At 66.5% G+C, this 21,194-nt stretch carries 25 protein-coding genes; 12 read left to right on the plus strand and 13 right to left on the minus strand.

The window, feature by feature from the left end; all coding sequences use genetic code 11:
* Positions 1-122: 122 nt before the first annotated feature.
* Positions 123-1,226, plus strand: a complete 1,104-nt coding sequence (locus tag ACOMG5_RS12055; RefSeq protein ID WP_420344050.1) for a DUF6456 domain-containing protein — start codon at positions 123-125, stop codon at positions 1,224-1,226.
* 66 nt (positions 1,227-1,292) lie between these two features.
* On the opposite strand, the gene ACOMG5_RS12060 is transcribed toward ACOMG5_RS12055, so the two are convergent.
* A complete protein-coding gene (locus ACOMG5_RS12060; protein ID WP_420344051.1) occupies positions 1,293-1,973 on the minus strand; it encodes an aquaporin in 681 nt (226 codons plus the stop codon).
* A gap of 145 nt (positions 1,974-2,118) precedes the next feature.
* On the opposite strand from ACOMG5_RS12060, the gene lipA reads away from it, so the two are divergent.
* Entirely contained in the window at positions 2,119-3,069 is a 951-nt protein-coding gene (lipA, locus tag ACOMG5_RS12065; protein WP_420344052.1) for a lipoyl synthase, read from the plus strand.
* On the opposite strand, the gene pdxY is transcribed toward lipA, so the two are convergent.
* Positions 3,066-3,902: a pyridoxal kinase gene (pdxY, locus tag ACOMG5_RS12070; protein ID WP_420344096.1), complete on the minus strand. Its 837-nt coding sequence runs from the start codon at positions 3,900-3,902 to the stop codon at positions 3,066-3,068. The two genes, lipA and pdxY, sit on opposite strands and share 4 nt — an antisense overlap.
* Before the next feature lie 52 nt (positions 3,903-3,954).
* Positions 3,955-4,356 (minus strand): NUDIX hydrolase, encoded by a 402-nt coding sequence (locus ACOMG5_RS12075; protein WP_420344053.1) that lies wholly within the window; start codon positions 4,354-4,356, stop codon positions 3,955-3,957.
* 137 nt (positions 4,357-4,493) lie between these two features.
* Between ACOMG5_RS12075 and ACOMG5_RS12080 the strand changes: the two genes are divergently transcribed.
* On the plus strand, positions 4,494-5,012 hold the full coding sequence (locus ACOMG5_RS12080) for a glycoside hydrolase family 108 protein (protein ID WP_420344054.1): 519 nt from the start codon (positions 4,494-4,496) through the stop codon (positions 5,010-5,012).
* Between the two features lie 4 nt (positions 5,013-5,016).
* Complete coding sequence (locus ACOMG5_RS12085) at positions 5,017-5,226, plus strand: hypothetical protein (RefSeq protein ID WP_420344055.1); 210 nt, start codon at positions 5,017-5,019, stop codon at positions 5,224-5,226.
* A 57-nt stretch (positions 5,227-5,283) separates the two neighbouring features.
* Here ACOMG5_RS12085 and ACOMG5_RS12090 read toward each other — a convergent pair whose 3' ends face one another.
* The 10 genes from ACOMG5_RS12090 to ACOMG5_RS12135 form a co-directional block, all read right to left on the minus strand.
* Positions 5,284-6,207 carry an MYG1 family protein gene (locus ACOMG5_RS12090; RefSeq protein WP_420344056.1) on the minus strand — a complete coding sequence of 308 codons (924 nt, stop codon included), beginning with the start codon at positions 6,205-6,207 and terminating at the stop codon, positions 5,284-5,286.
* Positions 6,208-6,328: 121 nt separating this feature from the next.
* Entirely contained in the window at positions 6,329-6,970 is a 642-nt protein-coding gene (locus ACOMG5_RS12095) for a LysE family translocator (RefSeq protein ID WP_420344057.1), read from the minus strand.
* A gap of 67 nt (positions 6,971-7,037) precedes the next feature.
* Positions 7,038-8,858 carry a translational GTPase TypA gene (typA, locus tag ACOMG5_RS12100; RefSeq protein ID WP_420344058.1) on the minus strand — a complete coding sequence of 607 codons (1,821 nt, stop codon included), beginning with the start codon at positions 8,856-8,858 and terminating at the stop codon, positions 7,038-7,040.
* A gap of 60 nt (positions 8,859-8,918) precedes the next feature.
* Entirely contained in the window at positions 8,919-9,251 is a 333-nt protein-coding gene (locus ACOMG5_RS12105) for a DMT family transporter (RefSeq protein WP_420344059.1), read from the minus strand.
* Positions 9,251-9,865, minus strand: coding sequence for a YitT family protein (locus ACOMG5_RS12110; protein ID WP_420344060.1), 615 nt, complete (start codon positions 9,863-9,865; stop codon positions 9,251-9,253). Before ACOMG5_RS12110 ends, ACOMG5_RS12105 begins: the two co-directional genes overlap by 1 nt.
* 62 nt (positions 9,866-9,927) lie before the next feature.
* Positions 9,928-10,530, minus strand: a complete 603-nt coding sequence (locus ACOMG5_RS12115; RefSeq protein ID WP_420344061.1) for a YitT family protein — start codon at positions 10,528-10,530, stop codon at positions 9,928-9,930.
* 425 nt (positions 10,531-10,955) lie between these two features.
* Positions 10,956-11,819, minus strand: coding sequence for a hypothetical protein (locus ACOMG5_RS12120; protein ID WP_420344062.1), 864 nt, complete (start codon positions 11,817-11,819; stop codon positions 10,956-10,958).
* A gap of 163 nt (positions 11,820-11,982) precedes the next feature.
* Positions 11,983-13,194: an NADP-dependent isocitrate dehydrogenase gene (locus tag ACOMG5_RS12125; protein WP_420344063.1), complete on the minus strand. Its 1,212-nt coding sequence runs from the start codon at positions 13,192-13,194 to the stop codon at positions 11,983-11,985.
* Positions 13,195-13,299: 105 nt separating this feature from the next.
* Positions 13,300-13,902: an HD domain-containing protein gene (locus tag ACOMG5_RS12130; RefSeq protein ID WP_420344064.1), complete on the minus strand. Its 603-nt coding sequence runs from the start codon at positions 13,900-13,902 to the stop codon at positions 13,300-13,302.
* Positions 13,903-13,969: 67 nt separating this feature from the next.
* Positions 13,970-14,629 (minus strand): alpha/beta hydrolase, encoded by a 660-nt coding sequence (locus tag ACOMG5_RS12135; RefSeq protein ID WP_420344065.1) that lies wholly within the window; start codon positions 14,627-14,629, stop codon positions 13,970-13,972.
* A 221-nt stretch (positions 14,630-14,850) separates the two neighbouring features.
* On the opposite strand from ACOMG5_RS12135, the gene ACOMG5_RS12140 reads away from it, so the two are divergent.
* From ACOMG5_RS12140 to ACOMG5_RS12175, 8 genes are all read left to right on the plus strand, one after another.
* Positions 14,851-15,309 carry an Rrf2 family transcriptional regulator gene (locus tag ACOMG5_RS12140; protein ID WP_420344066.1) on the plus strand — a complete coding sequence of 153 codons (459 nt, stop codon included), beginning with the start codon at positions 14,851-14,853 and terminating at the stop codon, positions 15,307-15,309.
* Positions 15,310-15,396: 87 nt separating this feature from the next.
* Entirely contained in the window at positions 15,397-16,470 is a 1,074-nt protein-coding gene (locus ACOMG5_RS12145) for a cysteine desulfurase family protein (RefSeq protein ID WP_420344067.1), read from the plus strand.
* Between the two features lie 12 nt (positions 16,471-16,482).
* Positions 16,483-17,991: a Fe-S cluster assembly protein SufB gene (gene sufB / locus ACOMG5_RS12150; protein ID WP_420344068.1), complete on the plus strand. Its 1,509-nt coding sequence runs from the start codon at positions 16,483-16,485 to the stop codon at positions 17,989-17,991.
* Positions 17,991-18,218 carry an HTH-like domain-containing protein gene (locus tag ACOMG5_RS12155; RefSeq protein ID WP_420344097.1) on the plus strand — a complete coding sequence of 76 codons (228 nt, stop codon included), beginning with the start codon at positions 17,991-17,993 and terminating at the stop codon, positions 18,216-18,218. The genes sufB and ACOMG5_RS12155 overlap by 1 nt, the downstream gene beginning before the upstream one ends.
* 1 nt (position 18,219) lies before the next feature.
* The gene (locus tag ACOMG5_RS12160; protein ID WP_420344069.1) at positions 18,220-18,540 is read left to right on the plus strand and encodes a heavy metal-binding domain-containing protein; all 321 of its coding nucleotides are present in this window, start codon (positions 18,220-18,222) and stop codon (positions 18,538-18,540) included.
* Entirely contained in the window at positions 18,540-19,130 is a 591-nt protein-coding gene (locus tag ACOMG5_RS12165; protein WP_420344070.1) for a hypothetical protein, read from the plus strand. The genes ACOMG5_RS12160 and ACOMG5_RS12165 overlap by 1 nt, the downstream gene beginning before the upstream one ends.
* Before the next feature lie 20 nt (positions 19,131-19,150).
* Positions 19,151-19,921 carry a Fe-S cluster assembly ATPase SufC gene (gene sufC, locus ACOMG5_RS12170; RefSeq protein WP_420344071.1) on the plus strand — a complete coding sequence of 257 codons (771 nt, stop codon included), beginning with the start codon at positions 19,151-19,153 and terminating at the stop codon, positions 19,919-19,921.
* Positions 19,921-21,189: a SufB/SufD family protein gene (locus ACOMG5_RS12175; protein ID WP_420344072.1), complete on the plus strand. Its 1,269-nt coding sequence runs from the start codon at positions 19,921-19,923 to the stop codon at positions 21,187-21,189. The genes sufC and ACOMG5_RS12175 overlap by 1 nt, the downstream gene beginning before the upstream one ends.
* Positions 21,190-21,194: the final 5 nt, after the last annotated feature.

Consider the following 21,194-nt stretch of genomic DNA (forward strand, 5'->3'; position numbering starts at 1 on the left):
TAGATTTTTTAAGAAATTCTCAACCACGCCCAAGTTCTTAAGGAACGGGTAACCAAAGCAACCCACGGTTGACCGGTCAGGAGGCCATCTCCCTGCCGAGCCACGCCACTCTGGGGGAAAGAATGATGACGACCATAACAGGCGGGTCTGAATTGCCTGCCTGGCTGCCCGACTACGCAAGGCTCTACCTGCGTCATGTCGAGGACGGGGTTCCGATCCGGCAGCTCGCTCGTGCCGAAGGGTGCCACGCCTCCACGGTGTTGCGCCGGGTCCGGCGTATCGAGCAGCGCCGCGAGGATCCGCTGGTCGATGAAGTTCTTTCCCGCCTGGGGTCCGGCACTGGCCCGGAACGGTCGACCGATACTGACACTGGAGAAATGCAGATGACCGCCCCGATCCGCTCGCAAATGCTGCCCGCAGATGAGGAACATCTTGCCGTTGAGGCGCGCCGGGTGCTGCGCCGCCTGGCGGAGCCGGGGGCGGTACTGGTCGTCGCGCCCGGCATGGACAAGGGGGTGGTCCTGCGCGGCACCGTGCGCACCGCCGTTTGTGAGCGCGACGTGGCGCAGGCCTTCGCGCTGAAGGACTGGATGCAGGTGCGGCATTCGGGCCGGGTCACCAGCTATGAGATCACAATGGCGGGGCGGGCCGCGTTGAAGCGGATGCTGGAGGAGGACAAGGCGGCGCGCGGCGAGGCCGAGCCCGAGGCCGATGTCTATGGCGACCAGCACCGGGAATGGGGCGAGCGTGAGGTCTCCGAAGGCGGCGCGCGCCGCCGGATCCGGGCGAACCTCGCCGAAAGCCCGCTGGCGGTGCTGGCGCGGCGGCGCGACGTGAACGGCAAGCCGTTCCTGTCGCATGAGCTGGTTGCGGCGGGCGAGCGGCTGCGCGAGGATTTCGAGCTGGCGCGGATGGGGCCGCGGGTGGCGCAGAACTGGGAGCGGTTCCTCACCGGCGGCGAGCGCGGCCAGTACCGCCCCGACACGGGCCCAGGCGGTGGCTCCGAGCGGGCGCGGGAACGCGTTGCGGCGGCGCTGCGTGACCTCGGGCCGGGGCTCGGCGACATGGTGCTGCGGTGCTGCTGCTTCCTCGAGGGGCTGGAGACGGCCGAGCGGCGGCTGGGCTGGTCTGCGCGCTCGGGCAAGATCGTGTTGCGCATCGCGCTGATGCGGCTGAAGCGGCATTACGAGGAAGTTTATGGCGGGGCCTCGCCGCTGATCGGCTGAATACGCCCGAAGGATGAGCCAGACAGGGCCTGCCGGCGATGCGCCGGCAGGCCCTGCCGTTACAGATCATTCGGCGCGGGTCAGGCCCACCGCATTGACGATGCCCGCGAGCGCGCCGCCGACGAGGGGCGCCACGATGAAGAGCCACAGCTGCGACAGCGCCTGACCGCCCACGATCAGCGCCGGGCCGATGGAGCGCGCCGGGTTGACCGAGGTGCCGGTGACGTCGATACCGACGAGGTGCACCGCCGTGAGCGTGAGGCCGATGGCGAGGCCTGCAAAGCCTGCCGGGCCGCCCGGGCCGGTCACGCCCAGGATGACCGTGACGAAGATGAAGGTCGCCACGACCTCATAGACCAGCGCCGCGCCGAGGCCATAGCCGCCGCTGTAGCCCGGGCCGTAGCCGTTCTGGCCGAGGCCGTTGGTGGCGATGGCATAATCGGCCTTGCCGGTGGCGATGACATAGATCACCAGCGCGGCCAGAATGGCGCCGATCACCTGGGCGATCACATATTGCACGAATTCGGCCGCGCTCATGCGCCCGGCAAGGAGCACGCCCAGCGAGACCGCCGGATTGAGATGCGCTCCGGAAATCGCGCCGAGCCCATAGGTCGCGGCGACGATCGACAGGCCGAAGGCGATGGCGATCCCCAGCATGCCGACCTGTGCGCCCATCAGCACCGCAGTACCGACCCCAAAGAACACGAGGAAGAAGGTCCCAAGGCCTTCGGCGAGCATTTTTTTCATGAAACACACATCGCAGGACCCCGGCGACCCCTTTCTGGAGGAAATATCCGCACCGCAACGCGGCTGAACGTCTGTTGCCCGCAATTGCTAATGGGCAGGAACAGGCGTATCTGGGAGTTGAAACCCAGAAAAGGGGGAATTTTCCTTGCGCGAACTCAAGATCCCCGATCAGCGCCATCCGGAGAAGGCGCACCGCCCGGACCAGGCCCAGCCGAAGAAGCCGGCCTGGATCCGCGTGAAGGCGCCGACGTCGCAGGGCTACAAGGACACCCGCGAGATCCTGAAGTCGAACAAGCTGGTGACGGTTTGCGAGGAAGCGGGCTGCCCCAATGTCGGCGAGTGCTGGTCTCAGGGCCATGCGACAATGATGATCATGGGCGAGATCTGCACCCGGGGCTGTTCGTTCTGCAATGTGGCGACGGGGCGGCCAGATGCGCTCGATGTGTTCGAGCCGGGGCGCGTGGCGCATGCGGTGCAGACGCTGGGGCTGAAGCATGTGGTGATCACTTCGGTCGACCGCGACGATCTGAAGGACGGCGGCGCCGAGCATTTCGCCCAGACGATCCGGGCCGTGCGCCACCGCGCGCCCGACACCACGATCGAGATCCTGACCCCGGATTTCCTGAAATGCGATCCGGGCGCGCTGGAGGCGGTGGTCGCGGCCAAGCCCGATGTGTTCAACCACAATCTGGAGACCGTGCCGGGGCTCTATCCGGAGGTGCGCCCGGGCGCGCGCTATTTCCATTCGCTGCGGCTTCTGCAGCGGGTGAAGGAGCTGGACCCGACGATCTTCACCAAATCCGGCATCATGGTGGGCCTCGGCGAGGCGGCGATGCAGGTGAAGCAGGTGATGGACGACATGCGCGCCGCCGATGTGGATTTTCTGACCATCGGCCAGTATCTGCAGCCTTCGCCGAAGCATCACCGCGTGGACCGTTTCGTGCATCCCGACGAATTCGCGGAATACGAGCGCGCGGCCTATGGCAAGGGCTTCCTGATGGTCTCGGCCACGCCGCTGACGCGATCGAGCTACCATGCGGGCGAGGATTTCGCCCGGCTGCGTGAAGCGCGGCTGAAAAAGCTCGGGATGGCCTAACAGAGCAGGGCGGCGCGGAACTCTGCGGCGCTGAGCGCGACTTCGCTGCGGCCGAGGCGTTGTGCCTCGGTGATGGCGCGGGTCATCTGCACCTGGGCGAGATCCACGGCCTCCGCAAGGGCCCGCCCGGCGCCGAGGCCCGCGGTGATGAGCCCTGCGAACAGATCGCCGGTGCCTCCGAGCGATACCGGGATATGCGCCACGGGGTGGCGGCTCAGGCCGCTCGGGCCATAGACCAGCGTTTCGATATGCCCGGGCGCGGTTTCGGCGAGGCGGCAGCCGGTGGCGATGAGATGGGCGCCCTTGGCGAGGCCGAGCTGCTCGGCCGCGCGGGGCAGGTCCGCCAGGGTCTCGACGGCGGTTCCGGTCAGGTAATGCAGCTCGAACGGGTTCGGCGTCGCGATATCGGCCATGGGCAGCAGCTCTTCGCGGATCACGGCGGCAATTTCCTCGGGGACGTAGAGGCCGGGGTAAACGTCGCCCATCACCGGATCGCAGAGATAGGTCAGCCCCGGGTTCAGGGCACGGGCGCGGCGCACGAAATCCGCCGTCAGCCGGGCCACTTCCAGCGAGCCGATATAGCCGGTGACGATGAAGGCCGCGCGGGCGGGCAGGCCGCGTTCCTCGGCGCCCCGCAGCAGATCGGCGAAGAAATCCGGGTCCAGCGCCTGGCCGCGGCGGGTGGGATAGACGGGGGTATTTGAGAAGATCACCGTCGGGATTGGCGCGACTTCCATCCCCGCCGCCAGCATCGGGAAGACCGCCGCCGAATTGCCGACATGGCCATGGACGACCTGGCTCTGGATCGAGATGACAAGGGGTGGCATGGCGATCTCCTTACTGTCCCGCGCAAGCTGTGGCGCGGATCGGCGCCATGTGCAAGGGTCAGGCGGCGCTCCGCGCGAGCCGGGCGACATCGCGGCTGAGCGGCAGCTCTTCGAGCCGGTCGAGCGCGACCCATCGGGCATCGAGCGCATCATCCGCAGCCACCGGCTCGCCCTGCACGCCGGTTATGCGAACGGCAATCAGCACATAATGGTGCCGGAGTGCGCCGTCCGGGGCATGGTCGAGCGCATCGAGCGCCGCGATCACCCCCGCCGCCTCGCCGCGAAGGCCGGTTTCCTCCGCCAGCTCGCGCAGCGCCGCCGCCTGCAGCGCCTCACCGGGCTCGATCCGGCCGCCGGGAAAGCCCCAGAGGCCCGCATCGGGCGCATGTGCGCGCTGCACCAGCAGCACCTCCGCCCCGCGCAGGGCGACGGCAATCACGGCAGGGACGGGACGGATCATGGGCGGGCTCCTTTGGCGCGCAGGCTAGGCGGTTTCGCGGGCGAACGGAAGCCGGGGGCAAAGCGGGAACGTGCGCTGGCGTGGGATTGTATAAACCGCTGCGCGCCATACTCGCGGGAGTTTTCAAGGAGATCCGCATGGCGAAGGAGAATTTCGCCGCCTGCCTCGCTCAGGTCCTGCTGAGCGAGGGGGGATGGTCCGACCATCCCGCCGATCCGGGCGGTGCGACGATGAAAGGGATCACGCTTGCGACCTATCGCAAGTACCGGCCCGGTGCGACGAAGGCAGACCTGCGCGCCATTGCTGACGCGGAGGTCGCGCAGATTTACCGCGAGGGCTACTGGAATGCGGTCCGGGGCGATGATCTGCCCGCGGGGCTCGATCTGGTGGCCTTTGATGCCGCGGTGAATTCGGGCACCGGGCGCGCGGCGAAATGGCTGCAATCGGCGGTGGGCGCGGTGGCGGATGGCCGGATCGGCGCGGGCACGGCCGCCGCCGCCCATGCCGCGCGCCTGCCCGATGCGATCCGCCGGGCGCTGCAGGCGCGCAAGTCGTTTCTCATTTCCCTCTCCACCTGGAAGACCTTCGGGCGCGGCTGGTCCGCGCGGCTGAGCCGGGTCGAGAAGGTGGCACTGACCATGGCAAAAGGAGCCTGACGCGATGACCCTCAATCCCGCAATCATCCGCAATATGCTGCGCTACCTCTCGGGCGCGCTGGTGGCCAAGGGCCTGATCGGCGCCGAGACCGGCACAGCGCTCGCCGCCGATCCAGTGGTGATCGAGGCGATCACCGTGGCGGCGGGCCTGATGCTCGGCTCGGTCACCGAAGCCGTCTATGCGCTCGCGAAGCGTATGGGCTGGCCCACCTGAGCACATCGGCACGGCTGTTGCCTGGCGCCCGGAGGGAGACCTCCGGGCGTTTTGCCATCAGGAGGCCGTGGCCTCCGCAACAGCGAGCTCGGCCATCCGCAAAATCGCATCGCGGCTGCTCGCGACTGCGATGAAGCGCCCGTTGTGGCAGAACCGCGCGCCGGGCACGCCCGAGGCCGCCTCCAGCGCCGCATCGGTCAGCCCGGCCCAGGCGGCGGGCAGATCGGCGCGCTGTGCGAAGCTGTCCTCGCGCAGGCGGATCCCGGTCAGGGCCCAGTCGCTGTCGCGCGGGTGGATGACGAAAAGGAGGTGGTCGGCCCCGGCCTTTTCGATGGCGGAGCGGAACGGCATCCCGCGGGGGAGCTCCAGCACGCGGTTCTCCCCGGCATCAGCAATCGCTTGCATGACCACCGAGAGCGCCCGCGCTTTCGCGGCCTTGCGGCGCAGCGCCGCCTCCACGAAGGTCCGCGCGACGGGCAGCGCCGCAGCGAAGGCCAGATCGTCGGCATCGGTCCTGTCGTCGTCGAACACCGGCTTCAGGCTTTCCAGAAGGACCGGGAGCGTCAGATCGGCAAGCGGGCCCGCCACCGAAGGATTGAGCGCGCCATTGTCCATCAGATCGACCGGCAGGACGAAATCCGCCTCGAAGGCCGCATGGATCGGCGCGATATCGGTTTCGGGCAGGCCGAGCGCGCGCAGGTAGTCCGCGCCGAAATGGCGCCAGATCAGCCCGAAGGAGCTGTAGGGCGTGCCATCCTCGCGGCCGGGGACCGGGCGCTGATGGTGATCGAAAATGCGGGCATCGGCATCATAGGCGCGGCCGACATCATAGATGATCCGGCCCGGCGCCGGGGTGATCCAGGCCTCGTCGCGGCTGCGCAGGATCCGGGCCTCGGGGAACAGCCGGGTGAGAATCACCGACGACAGCAGCTCATCGGCATGGAAGCCGCCGGAATGTGTGACGAGATGGGTGACGGTCATCTGAGGCGGCTCCGGAAAGGCGGGTGCGAGGTGGGGAAGGCTGGGTTCTCACGACGCGGGATTGGTGGAATGGGCGCAATCTGGCCGATTTCAGGACGCGGCGCCAGCCGCAAGCGGGGCGTCAGGCGCGGCGCAGGCCCAGGAGGCCCGGCAGCGACTGCGTCAGCGCATGGAGTGCGAAGCCGATGAACAGCACCCCGCTCGCCCGGGTCACGAGGATCTCGTGGCGGCGGTAGGCGCGGCGCACGCCGGGCACGCCCACAAGCGCCACCAGGATCAGATAGGCCGCAAAGCCGCCCAGGCAGCTCGCGAGCACGAGCGCGGGCAGCATGCCCCAGGTGAGCATCCCCGCCTTGGCCGAGAGCAGCGCCGTCAGCGTCGCGACCGCGACGGGATAGGCCTTCGGGTTGGTGAGGCCGAAGGTCAGCCCATGCATCAGCGGGCGGCGGATGCCCGCCGTGCTGGCGCCCTCGCTGCCGCGCCGGACCCGCACCGCGCGCCAGCCGAGCCAGAACAGATAGCCCCCGCTGAGCACGCCCAGCACATCGAAGACGGTGGAGCCGATTTCGGTTACGCCGACGATGGCGACGAGCGCCAGCGCGTTCCAGAGCACATCGCCGGCCAGATGGCCGATCAGGAAGGAGGTGGCCGCGCCCCGGCCGCGGTCGGCGCCGATGCCCAGCACCGCGAGGACGCCGGGGCCGGGCGTGATGCCATAGATGAACCCGGCCAGCGCCGCGGCGAGGAGAAGACTGGCGGTCATGGCGGCTCCTGGGAAGGGCGGCAGGAAAGAGAAGCCCCCGCCGGGATGCGGCGGGGGCGGGCAGGGATCAGTCCGCGGCGCGGGACTGGCGCTTGCGCTCGTTCGGGTCGAGGTAGCGCTTGCGCAGACGCACGATCTTCGGCGTCACTTCCACCAGCTCGTCGTCGTTGATATAGGCGATCGCCTCTTCGAGGCTCATCCGCACCGGCGGCGTCAGGCGCACGGCTTCGTCCGAGCCCGAGGCGCGCATGTTGGTGAGCTTCTTCGATTTCATCGGGTTCACTTCGAGATCGTTCTCGCGCGAATGCTCGCCGATGATCATCCCGATATAGACCTGCTCCTGCGCGCCGATGAACAGCTTGCCGCGGTCTTCGAGACCCCAGAGGCCGAAGGCCACCGACACGCCCGATTCCATCGAGATCAGCACGCCCTGGCGGCGCCCGGTGATGGAGCCCTTGTAGGGCGCCCAGCTGTGGAAGATCCGGTTCAGCACGCCGTTGCCGCGGGTGTCGGTCATGAACTCGCCCTGATAGCCGATCAGGCCGCGCGAGGGCACATGGGCGACGATGCGGGTCTTGCCATGGCCGGCCGGGCGCATTTCCACCAGGTCGCCCTTGCGGTTGCCGGTCAGTTTCTCGATCACCACGCCGGAATATTCGTCATCGACATCGACGATGACTTCCTCGATCGGCTCCATCCGCTGGCCGTCTTCCTCGCGGAAGATCACCCGCGGGCGCGAGATGCTGAGCTCGAAGCCCTCGCGGCGCATGTTCTCGATCAGCACGCCCATCTGCAATTCGCCGCGGCCCGAGACGACGAAGGCCTCGCCGCCGGGGGTGTCTTCGACCTTGATCGCGACGTTGACTTCGGCTTCCTTCAGCAGCCGGTCGCGGATCACGCGCGACTGCACCTTGGTGCCGTCCTTGCCCGCGAGCGGGCTGTCGTTGATGCCGAAGGTCACCGAAATCGTCGGCGGGTCGATCGGCTGCGCCGGGATCGCGGTATCGACATCCAGCGCGCAGAGCGTATCGGCCACGGTCGCCTTCGCCATGCCCGCGACGGTGACGATATCACCGGCGACGGCCTCGTCGATCGGCTGTTGGCTCAGGCCGCGGAAGGCGAGGATCTTGGTGCAGCGGAACTGCTCCAGCCGTTCGCCATCGCGCGCGAGCGCCTTCAGCGGATCGCCGACCTTGAGCGTACCTGCCTCGACGCGGCCGGTGAGCAGACGCCCGAGGAACGGGTCGGCCGAAAGCGTGGTCGCCAGCATCTGGAAGGATTCGCCCTGACGCGCGATCTGCTTCGGCGGCTCCACATGCTTCACGATCAGGTCGAACAGCGCCGAGAGATCCTGGCGCGGGCCATCGAGCTCCAGATCGGCCCAGCCGCCGATGCCCGAGGCATAGACATGCGGGAAATCGAGCTGCTCATCCGAGGCGCCGAGGTTCGCGAACAGGTCGAACACCTCGTTCAGCGCGTTCTCCGGGTCTGCGGCGGGCTTGTCGACCTTGTTGAGCACGACGATCGGGCGCAGCCCGAGCGCGAGCGCCTTCGAGGTCACGAATTTGGTCTGCGGCATCGGGCCTTCGGCCGCATCGACCAGCAGGCACACGCCATCCACCATCGACAGGATCCGTTCCACCTCGCCGCCGAAATCGGCGTGGCCGGGGGTGTCGACGATGTTGATCCGGGTGCCTTTCCATTCGACCGAGGTGGCCTTGGCCAGAATGGTGATGCCGCGTTCGCGTTCGATGTCGTTGCTGTCCATCGCGCGCTCGGCCACGGCCTGGTTTTCCCGGAAGGCGCCCGACTGTTGCAGGAGCTTGTCGACCAGCGTCGTTTTGCCGTGGTCAACGTGTGCGATGATCGCAATGTTGCGAATGTCCATGATTTCAGCCTTGTCAGATTTGGTGCGGCCATACGGCAAAACCGGCGGGGGCGCCAGCGTCTAGTGCGTAGCGGCCGATGAAAACAGGTTGATGACGACGATCCCGGCGATGATCAGCCCGATCCCGAGCATTCCGGCCAGATCGAGCCGCTGCCCGAACACGAGCCAGCCAGACCCCGCGATGAGTACCATGCCGATGCCCGACCACAGCGCATAGGTAATGCCGAGCGGCAGCGCCTTCAGCACCAGCGCGAAGAACCAGAACGCGCCGCCGAAGCCCGCAAGAACGCCGAGCGAGGGCCAGAGCCGCGTGAACTGCTGGCTGGCCTGCAGGCAGGTGGAGCCGAAAGTCTCGAAGGCCACGGCGATCAGGAGGAACAGATAGGTCTTCATCAGGTGACGATATACCAGTCCCGGCGGTGGTTGAAAGCGATCACGAGATTGAGGATCACCGCGCCGAGGAGCGACCACATCACCTTGTCGAACGGCAGGAGCCACAGCGCCACGGCAAACAGTACAAGGTCATGGATGGTCTGGGTCCAGCCCGCCTTGAAGCCGAATTTGTCTTGCAGAATCAGGGCCATGATCGACACGCCGCCGAGGCTCCCGGAATGCCGGAACAATCCCAGGAGCCCGACGCCGGTGGAGATGCCGAACAGAACCGCCGCCGCCGCCGGGTGGATCTGATCGACATGCATCAGGGGTTTCAGCGCCTCCGCCAGCAGCGAGACCACGGTGACGGAACCAAGGCTTTTCAGGCAGAACATCGCCCCGCGCGCCTTGTAGGCGAAGCCGTAGAACGGGATGTTGATCACGAAGAACACCAGCCCGAAGCTGATCCCGCTGACATAGGACAGGATCAGCGCGAGCCCGGCGGTGCCGCCGGTGATCAGCCCGGCCGCGCGCAGCAGATGCAGCCCGAGCGCCGATTGCACCGAAGCGATCAGCAGGCCCTGGACATCCTCAAAGCGGGTGTAATGTGCGGCGGGTTTAAGGTCAGCATCCATGACCCAATTATCATGCCGCGGCGCAGCGGCGTCCATGCGTGGATATGCATGGCTGCCATGCGTCAGGCGACGTAGCGATCCCGCCGGTGGTTGATCGCGATCACCATGTTCAGCACCAGCGCCCCGAGCGCGGACCAGGCGACCGTGTGCCAGTCGCGCAGCGCCAGCGCCAGCGCGAAGACGCAGGCATCGAAGATCATCTGGGTCCAGCCGGCCTTGAAGCCGGTGCGGTCCTGCAGATAGAGCGCCATGATGCCGACGCCGCCGAGGCTCGCGCCATGGCGGAACAGCGCCAGCAGCGCCGAGCCGGAGATGAACCCATAGAGCACCGCGCCGAGCGCCGGGTTCAACTCGGCAAAGCCGATATACCGCGGCAGCAGCATCGACAGCCCCGACAGCAGCGCCACCGCGAGGAAGGTCTTGACCATGAAGGCCAGGCCCATGCGCTTGTAGCCGAACCAGTAGAACGGCAGGTTCATCACGAAGAACACCGGGCCGAAGCTCCAGCCGGTGACATAGGAGACCAGCACCGCGAGCCCCGCCATCTGCCCGGTGATGAAGCCGAGATGGGTCAGGATCACGATCCCGAAGGCCGCCATCAGCCCGCCATAGGCGAGGCCCTGCGCATCTTCGAGGCGGGTGTGGCGGGCGGTGTTTTCGGTCATGGTCTCTCCGGGGCTAAGCCGTGGGTGTACGCCCGGGGCGCGGCGGCGAAAAGCCCCCAGCGGGCGAATACGGGAGGGTCGGATACGGCCAGACGCCGATTGTGAAGAAGATGGACCCGGGCCGTGGGCCTGATCCGCAGCAGATCGGGCGCGCCAGGCACCCGCGCGCCCCCGTGGCGATCAGCGCCACCTTCACCTGCCCCGGGGCGCGGCCTCCCTTGGCGGATGGGGAGTGCCAGCGCGCGACGCGGTCCACGACTGTGTGGATCCAGGCTGCACCTACGGACTTTTGATGAGCCGCCCCACATGCTCGGGCGGCTGGAGCTCTGCCATAGGCAGGTCTTGTGGCGGCGCGCAGCAAGATCGAGCGGCGCAATCCCTCTGCGGTCTAACCTGCGCGCGGCACGACTGGCCTGAATGCGAGCCTAACGTCGGGAGACCCGCGCCGTCAGTTCGCGTGTGCCCCCGCAAGCCCGACCGGGATCTATCGACCTCCATTGCCAGGCACGCCCGGCGGGACAGTCAGCATCCCGAACCGGCGTCCACCGCTGAAGGTACTCTCGCCGTTCCTGTAGCTGAGATCGAACCCGTCCGGACGCCAGTTCAGGTTCGAGCGCATGACGATGACCTTGCCGTCCCGCACATGCTCCGGCCGCCCGGTCTATTCGCAGGATGTGGGTCTGCGTGCTCTGGCCGACCCTCTTGTGATTGTCGGGCACCTGCCCATCAGATCGCGGCTGCCGGTCCAGGATCGCGGCAATTCGGCGACAGCCGCAGGTGAGGCGCGTCGCCATCGGCGTCGCGCTCAATGGCGCCGCTGCCGTGACTTGCGCCTTTATGATCGCGCTGCGGCGGCTTTCCATGTCATCATCTGGCAAGGACATATCGTGAACGATTAGCAGAGGCCTTCTCCCCCTCGGCGTGAAGGGCCGCGCCTGTGCCTGCGCGCCGTCGTGATTGCCGACGATCCGGTGGCGCCGTGCGCCCGGCAGCTGATCGAAGAGCAGAAGCCGCCAGTAGGGATCCTTGGCCTTCGGGGCGAAGGCGAAATCGCCGATGCTCCGCAAGTCGTCCTCCGGCCAGACCTTCTGCCAGAGCGCCCTCATATGCGCGGTGTTGCGGAACGGGTGCCGGGCATCGGCGATGACGCTCTGATACCCGAAATGCAGGTCGGGGGTGTCCCAGAAGGTCCTGGGGCTCGTACGAAGTACACGAAGCCCTAGCCGCGGATCTGACGCGAGAAAACAGACGCCTGCCGGAGAACGCTCCTTGGCGATTTTCTCCCCCAAGGCATCGTCCGATGGACAAAAGATCTGTCACGAAGGGACAGAGCCCTGTCACAATTTTACAAATCTGGTGCCACCCGACACACGCCTTGCAATGGCCCGGGGCTTCGCCTTTCACCAGGGCGGGCCAAGAAAAAGGGCCGGCGTTTCCGCCGGCCCTCCTGGATCAGGCCAGAGCCTTGTTCAGGTATTCGTCCACCTTTTCCAGATAGCCCATGGTGGTGAGCCACTTCTGGTCCGGGCCGACGAGCAGCGCGAGGTCCTTGGTCATGAAGCCGTCTTCCACGGCCTGCACGGTGACCTTCTCCAGCGTCTGCGCGAAGTTCATCAGCGCCGCATTGTCGTCGAGCGTGGCGCGGTGCTTCAGGCCGCCGGTCCAGGCGAAGATCGACGCGATCGAGTTCGTCGAGGTCTCCTTGCCCTTCTGGTGTTCGCGGAAGTGGCGGGTCACGGTGCCATGCGCGGCCTCGGCTTCCACGGTCTTGCCATCGGGCGTCATCAGAACCGAGGTCATCAGCCCGAGCGAGCCGAAGCCCTGCGCAACGGTATCCGACTGCACGTCGCCGTCGTAGTTCTTGCAGGCCCAGACGTAGCCGCCCGACCATTTAAGGTTCGAGGCCACCATATCGTCGATCAGGCGGTGCTCGTAATGGATGCCCGCGGCCTTGAACTTGTCTTCGAACTCCTCGGCATAGACCTTGGCGAACAGATCCTTGAAGCGGCCGTCATAGGCCTTCAGGATGGTGTTCTTCGTGGACAGGTAGACCGGGTATTTGCGCAGCAGGCCGTAGTTGAGCGAGGCGCGCGCGAAATCGATGATCGACTGGTCGAGGTTGTACATGCCCATCGCGACACCGGCGGAGGGCGCGTTGAACATTTCCTTCTCGATCACCGTGCCGTCTTCGCCGACGAATTTGATCGTCAGCTTGCCCTTGCCCGGGAACAGGAAATCGGTGGCCTTGTACTGGTCGCCGAAGGCATGGCGGCCGACGATCACCGGCTGGGTCCAGTGCGGCACCAGGCGCGGAACGTTCTTGCAGATGATCGGCTCGCGGAAGATCACGCCACCCAGAATGTTGCGGATCGTGCCGTTGGGCGACTTCCACATCTGCTTCAGGCCGAATTCCTCGACGCGGGCCTCGTCGGGGGTGATGGTGGCGCATTTCACGCCGACGCCATATTCCTTGATCGCATTGGCCGCATCGACCGTGATCTGGTCGTCGGTGCGGTCACGCTCCTCGATGCCGAGGTCGTAATATTTCAGGTCGACGTCAAGATAGGGCAGGATCAGCTTCTTCTTGATGAAGTCCCAGATGATCCGGGTCATTTCGTCGCCGTCGAGCTCGACGACGGGGTTGGCTACCTTGATCTTCGACATAGGCCTCTCCGCGGTTGGGTGACTCGTGGCCACCTTCTAGCGGATTACGCCCCGGAGCGGAAGGTATGCAATTGTATGCCGATGCGGAAAAGCGCCGCAGCCGCCTCAGGCATTGCCGCCGCGATGCGCGAACCAGGGCGCCACGATGGCGCGCACCCGCTCCCAGACGCTGGGCAGACCGCGGGCGATCTTGGTGCCGATGCGGTCGTCGAGCTGGGGCAGGGTGACGTCATATTCGATCCAGGAGCCGCCGCCGCCCGCATGGTTCAGCAGCACCGGCTGCACCCGGTCGAGCGATTTGGCATAGCGCGCGGTGGGGGTCTCGTTCGCCTCGAACTCCTCCCAGAGCGCGCGCAGCCCGGCGCCCTGATCCGCGGGCAGAAGGCCGAAGAGCCGCGCCGCCGCAGCCGCTTCGGCGGCCTGAATCGCCGGGGCGTCATGGGCCGCGCCATTGCCCGAATGGATCGGCACGTCGCCCACGTCGATCTCCACGAGGTCATGCAGCAGCAGCATCCGGATCGCGCGGTTCACATCGACGCCGGGCTGCGCCTGCTCCGCCAGGATCAGCGCATAGAGCGCGAGCGACCAGCTGTGCTCGGCCGAATTCTCGCGGCGCGAATTATCCGCCAGCGGCGTCGCGCGATAGACCGACTTCAGCTTCTCCGCTTCCAGCAGGAAATCGAACTGTGCGCTCAGGCGGTCGGTCATGGCGGTCCCTCAGGGTGGCCACGGGGCGCCTGCGGGCCGCGCGGCCCTGCAGGCGCCCCGGCCTGTCTCAGCGCGAGCCTTCGGTCAGGCGGCGGCGCACATAGGTCTGGACGTGGTCGATCAGCGGCTTCATATGCGCCTCGTCGTCCTTGAAGAAGTGGTCCGCGCCCTCGATTTCCTCGTGGCTGATGGTGATGCCCTTCTGCTCGCGCAGCTTGCCCACCAGCGAATGGGTGTCTTTGGGCGGGGCCACGCGGTCGGCGGTGCCGTTGATGATCAGGCCCGAGGAGGGGCAGGGCGCGAGGAAGCTGAAATCATACATGTTCGCGGGCGGCGCGACCGAGACGAAGCCGGTGATTTCCGGCCGGCGCATCAGCAGCTGCATCCCGATCCAGGCGCCGAAGCTGAAGCCCGCCACCCAGCAATGCTTCGAATTCGGGTTCATCGCCTGCAGATAGTCCAGCGCGGAGGCGGCATCGCTGAGCTCGCCGATGCCCTGGTCGTATTCGCCCTGGCTGCGCCCGACGCCGCGGAAGTTGAACCGCAGCACGGTGAAGCCCATCTTGTGGAAGGCGTAATGCAGGTTATACACGACGCGGTTGTTCATCGTGCCGCCGAACTGCGGATCGGGGTGCAGGACGATCGCGATCGGCGCATCCGGGATCGGCTGCGGGTGGTAGCGGCCCTCGAGCCTGCCTTCGGGACCGGGAAAAATGACTTCGGGCATCTGTTCTCGCCTGCTCAATCAGCGGATCACGGCAGGGTGCGCCCTCTCCCCGTGTCGCTTGACGGGTGGGGGCGTTGCAGCCTACCTACGAACCGCCCGGCCATGCGCCGGGGTTGGGATGCTGTGCAGTTAAGCGGCGAAGCGCGCGCCGTCAATGCTTGCGGGGGCAAATAGGGGCCCAGGGATCGGCATCCAGGACCGGATGCGAGCGGGAGGACGCGATGAAACTATCGACGAAGGGCCGCTATGCCATGGTCGCGCTGGTCGACCTGGCGACGGTGGGCGCGGGGCAGATGACCTCGCTGGCCGAAATCTCCAAGCGGCAGGACATTTCGCTGCCCTATCTGGAGCAGCTGTTCGTGCGGCTCCGGCGGTCGGGGCTGGTGGCGTCGGTGCGGGGGCCGGGGGGCGGCTACAAGCTCGCCAAGGAGCCCGCCGACATCAAGATATCGGATATTTTCGAGGCGGTGGACGAAACCGTCTCGGCGCTGCATGTGGGCGCGGGGGCCTCGGGCGGCATTTCGGGCAGCCGGGCGCAGTCGCTCACGAATCGGCTGTGGGAGAGCCTCTCGGCGCAGGTCTTCGTGTTCCTGCACCAGACCTCGCTCGAGGATGTGGTGAAGAACCGGCTGAAGCCCTGCCCGGCGGTGCCCTCGCTGTTTTCCGTGGTCGACGAGTGATCTTTGCGCTATCCCCGCCGCCGTCAGGCGGGGATCATGCCCGTCGCCCCCGGGCGGGGAACGCCCCGCCAGCGGAAGGCGCAGGACATGCAGCGACTTTATCTCGACTGGAACGCGACGGCGCCGATCCGCGCCGAGGCCCGCGCCGCGATGCTGGCGGCGATGGATCTGCTGGGCAATCCGTCCTCCGTTCATAGCGAAGGGCGCGCGGCCAAGGCGCTGATGGAGAAAGCGCGCGCGCAGATCGCCGCGGCGATCGGGGCCGATGGGCAGGATATCGTGTTCACCTCCGGGGCGACGGAGGCCGCCTCGCTCGCGCTCGAGGGGCGGGGCATCGCCTGCGCGCCGATCGAGCATGATGCGGTCAAGGTCTGGTGCGATCCGGTGCTGCCGGTGGATGGCCTCGGCAGGGTTCAGGTGCCCGAGCCCGCCCGCGCCACGCTGCAGCTGGCCAATTCCGAGACCGGCGTGATCCAGCCGCTGCCCGAGGGGCTCTGGGCTTCGGATCTGACCCAGGCTTTCGGCAAGCTGCCGCTCGCGTACAACTGGATGGGCCTCACGGCGGGGATCGTCTCGGCGCACAAGCTCGGCGGGCCGAAGGGGGTGGGCGCGCTGATCCTGCGCCGCGGCACCGAAATCGCGGCGCGCCTGCGCGGCGGCGGGCAGGAAATGGGCCGGCGCGCCGGCACCGAGAACCTGATCGGCATCGCCGGATTCGGCGCCGCCGCCGAGGCCGCCGCCCGCGATCTGGCCGACGGCCTCTGGGACGAGGTGGCCGAAATTAGAAATATTCTAAAATCCGCTCTGGAAGATTGCGGCGAGACGCTCTATTTTCCGGGCTGGGAGACATCGGGAGATCAGGCAGGCATCGCGGGCGCACCGCAGATCCTACCCAACACGCTTTCGGTGATCAGCCCCGGCTGGAAGGGCGAGACGCAGGTGATGCGGCTCGATCTTCTGGGCTTCGCGGTTTCCGCGGGGTCGGCCTGTTCCTCCGGCAAGGTCCGCGCGAGCCAGGTGCTGCGCGCCATGGGCTGGCCAGAGGAGGATGCGGGATGCGCGCTGCGGATCTCGATCGGGCCGGGGGTGACGAGAGAGGATGTCTTGCGCTTCGCCGACGGGTTTGTCGCAGCGCTACGGAAACACCGCACGCGGCGCTGACCGCAAGGAGCGATGGCTTTGGAACAACAGATCGAAATCCGTGAGGGTGTGGACCGCGAGACCATCGAGACGGTCCAGAACATGGGGTCCTACAAATACGGATGGGATACCGAGATCGAGATGGACTATGCCCCGAAGGGCATCTCGGAAGATATCGTCCGGCTGATCTCGGCGAAGAACGAAGAGCCGGAATGGATGCTGGACTGGCGCCTGAAGGCCTATCGCCGCTGGGTGACGATGACGCCGCCGACCTGGGCGCTGCTGGATGTGCCGGAGATCGACTTCCAGGACATCTATTACTACGCCCGCCCGAAGAGCATGGAGAAGAAACCCACGTCGCTGGCCGAGGTGGATCCGAAGCTGCTCGCGACCTATGAGAAGCTCGGGATTCCGCTGAAGGAACAGGCCCTGCTCGCGGGTGTGGAAATGCCCGAGGGCGAGCGCCAGGTCGCGGTGGACGCCGTGTTCGATTCGGTCTCCGTCGGCACCACCTTCCGCGAGAAGCTGGCCGAGGCGGGGGTGATTTTCTGCTCGATCTCCGAGGCGATCAAGGAGCACCCGGAGCTGGTGAAGAAATACCTGGGCTCGGTCGTGCCGCAGTCCGACAATTTCTATGCCACGCTGAACTGCGCCGTGTTCTCCGATGGCTCCTTCGTCTACATCCCGCCGGGCACGCGCTGCCCAATGGAGCTGAGCACCTATTTCCGCATCAACGCCGAAAACACCGGGCAGTTCGAGCGCACGCTGATCATCGCCGACAAGGGCGCCTATGTGAGCTATCTGGAGGGCTGCACGGCGCCCAAGCGCGATACCGCGCAGCTGCATGCCGCGGTGGTGGAGATCGTCATCGAGGAAGACGCCGAGGTGAAATATTCCACGGTGCAGAACTGGTTCCCGGGCGACGAGAACGGCAAGGGCGGCATCTATAACTTCGTCACCAAGCGCGCCGATTGCCGCGGCGACCGCGCGAAGGTGATGTGGACCCAGGTGGAGACCGGATCGGCGATCACCTGGAAATACCCCTCGTGCATCCTGCGCGGCAACGAGGCGCAGGGCGAGTTCTATTCGATCGCCATCGCCAACAACTACCAGCAGGCCGATACCGGCACCAAGATGATCCACCTGGGCAAGAACACCCGCTCGCGGATCGTCTCCAAGGGGATTTCGGCCGGGAAGGCGCAGAACACCTATCGCGGCCAGGTGGCGATCCACCCGAAGGCCAGCAATGCGCGCAACTACACCCAGTGCGACAGCCTGCTGATCGGCGACAAATGCGGCGCCCATACCGTGCCCTATATCGAGGTGAAGAACAATTCGAGCCGGGTGGAGCACGAAGCCACCACCTCGAAGGTCGATGACGACCAGCTGTTCTATTGCCGCGCGCGGGGCATGGACGAAGAGGAGGCGGTGGCGCTGGTGGTGAACGGCTTCTGCCGCGAGGTGCTGCAGGCGCTGCCGATGGAATTCGCCATGGAGGCGCAGTCGCTGGTGGCGATCTCGCTCGAAGGGTCGGTCGGATGATGCTGGCGGATCAGTTGTCCACGCAATTGAGAGACATGCACAGCGCTGCCCCAGACCGGAAGAAGGTAACGGCAATTCACCTCTTCGGGATTCGCCACGCTGCTGACCTGAGTGAGTGCACCACGTCAGAACTTAAGCTCATTGCTGAGCAAGCCGGCCTTTCTCCTCAGTACGGTACCGAGCTGCGCAAGATGGTTCGCCTCTCTGAGTATGTGCGGGAGAGATGACATGATCCTGACCACCACCCCGTCGGTCGAGGGCCGCCGGATCACCGCCTATCACGGCATCGTGGTTGGCGAGGCGATCATGGGGGCCAATATCGTGCGCGACCTGTTCGCGCGCGTGACCGATATCGTCGGCGGCCGCTCCGGCGCCTATGAGGCCAAGCTTCAGGACGCGCGCGACGTGGCCCTGGGCGAGCTCGAGCAGCGCGCGGCGCGGCTCGGGGCCAATGCGGTGGTGGGGGTGGATCTCGATTACGAGGTCGTGGGCGATTCCATGCTGATGGTTTCCGCCTCCGGAACCGCCGTCACGGTGGAGGCTCTCTGATGACGGCGCCGTTTCCGGTGCGGGAAACCGCAGCCTTCCTCCCGGCAGAAGCTGCGGCCGTGTCCGCGGCTTTCGCAGGGGCGGAGGTGATCCTGGAATACGGCGCGGGCGGCTCCACGCGCATGGCTGCGGCGATGCCGGGCAAGGTGGTCTATTCCGTGGAAAGCGACCCGGACTGGATCCAGCATGTCGCGCAGGAGCTGGAGGGCTGCGCGGCGCAGGTGGTACTCCATCACGCCGATATCGGGCCCACGCGCGCCTGGGGCTACCCGGCGCAGCCCGGGCGGATGGCCTCCTGGCCCGGATATGCGCTCTCGATCTGGGACCGGCCGGATTTCCGCCACCCCGATGTGGTGCTGATCGACGGGCGCTTCCGCCCGGCCTGCTTCCTGACCACGCTGTTCCGCATCGTGCGCCCGGTGACCGTCCTGTGGGACGATTACACCGACCGCGCGCTCTATCATTTCGTCGAGGATTTCTGCCCGAAGACCGACAGTGTCGGCCGGATGGCAATCTTCACCGCCCAGCCAATGGCCGTCCCGGCCGATCAGCTCGGCCTGATCATATCCACATTCCTGCGTCCGCAGTGACCTTCCCGAAGGATCGAAACATGCTTGAAATCAACAATCTGCACGTCAAACTTGAGGAAGAGGACAAGGTCATCCTCAAGGGCGTCAATCTGAAGATCGGCGCGGGCGAGGTGCACGCGATCATGGGGCCGAACGGCTCGGGCAAATCCACTCTGTCCTATGTGCTCTCGGGGCGCGACGGCTATGAGGTGACGGATGGCTCCGCCACGCTGCTGGGCGAGGAGCTGCTGGAGATGGAGCCCGAGGAGCGCGCCGCGGCGGGGCTGTTCCTGGCGTTCCAGTACCCGGTGGAAATTCCGGGCGTGGGCAACATGACCTTCCTGCGCACCGCGGTAAACGCGCAGCGCAAGGCGCGCGGCGAGGAGGAGCTTTCGGCGGGCGATTTCCTGAAGGTGGTGCGGGCCAAGGCCAAGACGCTGAAGATCGACGCCGACATGCTGAAGCGGCCGGTGAACGTGGGCTTCTCGGGCGGCGAGAAGAAGCGCAACGAGATCCTGCAGATGGCGATGCTGGAGCCGAAGATGTGCATCCTGGACGAGACCGATTCCGGCCTCGACGTGGATGCGATGCGGCTGGTGGCCGAGGGCGTGAACGCGCTGCGCGATGCGAACCGGTCGTTCCTGGTGATCACCCACTACCAGCGCCTGCTGGACCATATCAAACCGGATGTCGTCCACATCATGGCCGATGGCCGCATCATCCAGAGCGGCGGGCCGGAGCTGGCGCTGGAGGTCGAGCAGAACGGCTATGCCGAGATCCTGAAGGCGAACGGCATCGCGGAGGTGGCGTGATGGCGGTGCTCGAAAAGGCCGCGCCGCTGGACGCGCGGCTGGCGGCGCTGCGCCTGCCAGATGGCTTCGCGGCGCGGGCCCGGCGCGAGGCGCTGGAGCGGCTGACGGTGATGGGCCTGCCGGGGCGGCGCGATGAATACTGGCGCTGGACGAACCCGACCGCGCTGAACGCGGCCGATGCCCCTGCGGCAGCACCGCAGGACGGCGAGGCGCCGATGTTCGACGGGCTGGACCGAATCCGCCTGGTGTTCGTCGATGGTGTGTTCGATGCCACGGCCTCGGATCCGCTGGAGGGCAGCGGGCTGGAGATCACCCGCCTGGCCGCCGCGCCGGAGCTGAGCTGGGCCTCGGGCTTCTACGGCACGCTGGAGGCTGCGGGGCAGGAGCCGGTCCGCCGGCCCTTCGCCGCGCTGAATACCGCGGCCGCGACGGATGGCATTCTGATCCGGGTTACCGGCAAGGTGGAGCGGCCCGTCAATCTGATTTATGTTCATAAATCAGATGCTTCCGATCCAATCCTGCATCACTGCGTGAAGCTGGAAAAGGGTGCCGAGCTGACCCTTCTGGAAAGCGGCGCGGCGGGCGGCCGGTTCAACGGTGTGCTGGAGGTCGATGTGGCCGAGGGCGCGCGGTTCCACCATCTGCGCACGCAGGGCCCGGATCCGGAGCGGCTCGCCGTGACCCATCTGTTCGCGCGGGTGGCGGAAGGCGCGCTTCTGAAGAGCTTCACCCTGACCGTGAACGGCCGCCTGACCCGCAACGAGGCCGTGCTGTGGCTGCAGGGCGATGATGCGGTCGCGCATATCGCGGGCGCGGCTCTGGGCGACGGCGATTTCCACCACGACGATACCGTCTTCGTCACCCATGACGCGCTGCGCGGCGAGAGCCGGCAGGTGTTCAAGAAGGTGCTGAAGCATGGTGCTGTGGGCGTGTTCCAGGGCAAGATCCTGGTGAAGCCCGGCGCGCAGAAAACCGATGGCTATCAGATCAGCCAGTCGCTGCTCCTCGATGACGACAGCCAGTTCCTCGGCAAGCCCGAGCTGGAGATCTATGCCGACGATGTGAAATGCTCGCATGGCTCCACCACCGGCGCGATCGACGAAACGGCGCTGTTCTACCTGCGCTCGCGCGGAGTGCCGGTGCAGGAGGCGCAGGCGCTGCTGGTGCTCTCGTTCGTCGCCGATGCGATCGAGGAGATCGAGGATGCGGGCCTGAAGGACGAGATCGTCGCCCGCCTCGAAGGCTGGCTCGCGCAGCACCGCGGCTGAGCCTC

Origin of the sequence: Paenirhodobacter sp. (assembly GCF_041916475.1) — a bacterium.
Classification (GTDB): Bacteria; Pseudomonadota; Alphaproteobacteria; order Rhodobacterales; family Rhodobacteraceae; genus Rhodobacter.